2 protein-coding genes are annotated in these 1,310 nt (G+C 45.9%); one reads left to right on the top strand and one right to left on the bottom strand.

Annotation, left to right across the window (positions count from 1 at the left end):
- Positions 1-98: 98 nt before the first annotated feature.
- On the bottom strand, positions 99-614 hold the full coding sequence (locus R7P67_RS24735) for a TRAP transporter small permease (RefSeq protein ID WP_017447129.1): 516 nt from the start codon (positions 612-614) through the stop codon (positions 99-101).
- Between the two features lie 321 nt (positions 615-935).
- Here R7P67_RS24735 and dctP point away from each other — a divergent pair.
- Positions 936-1,310, top strand: a 375-nt coding sequence (gene dctP, locus R7P67_RS24730; protein ID WP_318086307.1) for a TRAP transporter substrate-binding protein DctP, incomplete at its 3' end; no start/stop codon positions are given.

The raw sequence follows: 1,310 nt of genomic DNA, 5'->3' as shown, positions 1-1,310 counted from the left end.
AAGACCAATGGCGAAGGAAACCGGTACACCAATCGCAAGCAGGACTGCGAAGCTACCGAATAGGGTAAGAATTAATTGCCATTCCATTGTGGAACCCTCTATTGATCAAGTTGGGTGTCGGTGAGTAGGGCTTCACCAGACATTAATTGTTTGACGCGCTCATAAGCGAAAATCACGGAATAAAAGATCATCAGTGCGCCACTGATAGGCAGGCAGAAATAGATGTAGCCCATCTCTAAGCCCAATGCTGGGGTTAGCTGGCCAGTGGCCAATGTTTTGAGTGCTAATTGTGTTCCGCCGTGGACCAACACCACATAAGAGAAGAGCGCAATGGCCACTTGGATGACGATTTCATTCACCAGTTTTTTCTTGCCTTTGAGTTTCATCGTCAAAAGGTCAATGGCGAGGTGACGTTTGAGACCTGTGGTGTAAGCGGCACCGATAAGCGCCACCCACATAAAGAGATAGCGAGCCAGTTCATCCGTGACGGTGCTTGGTTTACCGAGTACGTAGCGTGAAAGCACCTGCCAAACCACGCAGAAGACAAGAAAGGTCGAAAGAGAGACAGTAAATGCTGCCAACCCCCTGTTGATATACGTGACCAGTTTATTCATTTTCATTTCCTTAAAGTAAACACGCGGACTGCATAACAATTGGTTTACCAATGTGGGCGAGCGTATTTGTGTAGGGTCTCAAAATAGGCATGTTGTTCTGAGTGGATTATAAGTTAGGCGATTTGGTTGTCACGTGAGCAGCTTCACAAATGAATTGGTTAACCAATTTGAGGGTGATTAGTGTGATTTTGGTCAATCAATTTGCTTTTTTGTTTTGACGATAGGTTTTTCGATCGCCAATAATGACCTCGAAACAAGAAATACCGTGAAAAATTAAAACTACCCTACATATTGGATAACCAATCCAAGGAGAATAGAACAATGATGACGCGTAAGACTCTTTTAAGCGCTGTAGTAGGTGCTGCAATGACCTTCGGCGCCACTGCTTCTGCTTATGCTGCGACCACTTTGAAGCTAAGTCACAACCACCCTCGTGACCATGCAGTACATAAAGCAATGGACTTTATGGCAAAAGAAGTTCGTGAAATGACAGACGGGGAAGTTCGTATCCGTATCTACCCTGATGCGCAGTTAGGCACTCAGCGTGAATCGATGGAGCTGATGCAAAACGGTGCTCTGGATATGGTGAAGAGCAACGCGGCAGAATTGGAAGCTTTCTCCCCTGCTTACGCAGCATTCAACATGCCTTACTTGTTCCGCGATAAAGACCACTACTACAAAGTGACAGACGGGGAC

It is taken from the genome of Vibrio sp. Vb0937 (assembly GCF_033338855.1).
This window is presented reverse-complemented; position numbering and strand designations above follow the sequence as displayed.

Bases quoted from the DNA above. Each gene is read 5' to 3' on its own strand.
- R7P67_RS24735 (WP_017447129.1), bottom strand. From the start codon at position 614: ATGAATAAACTGGTCACGTATATCAACAGGGGGTTGGCAGCATTTACT.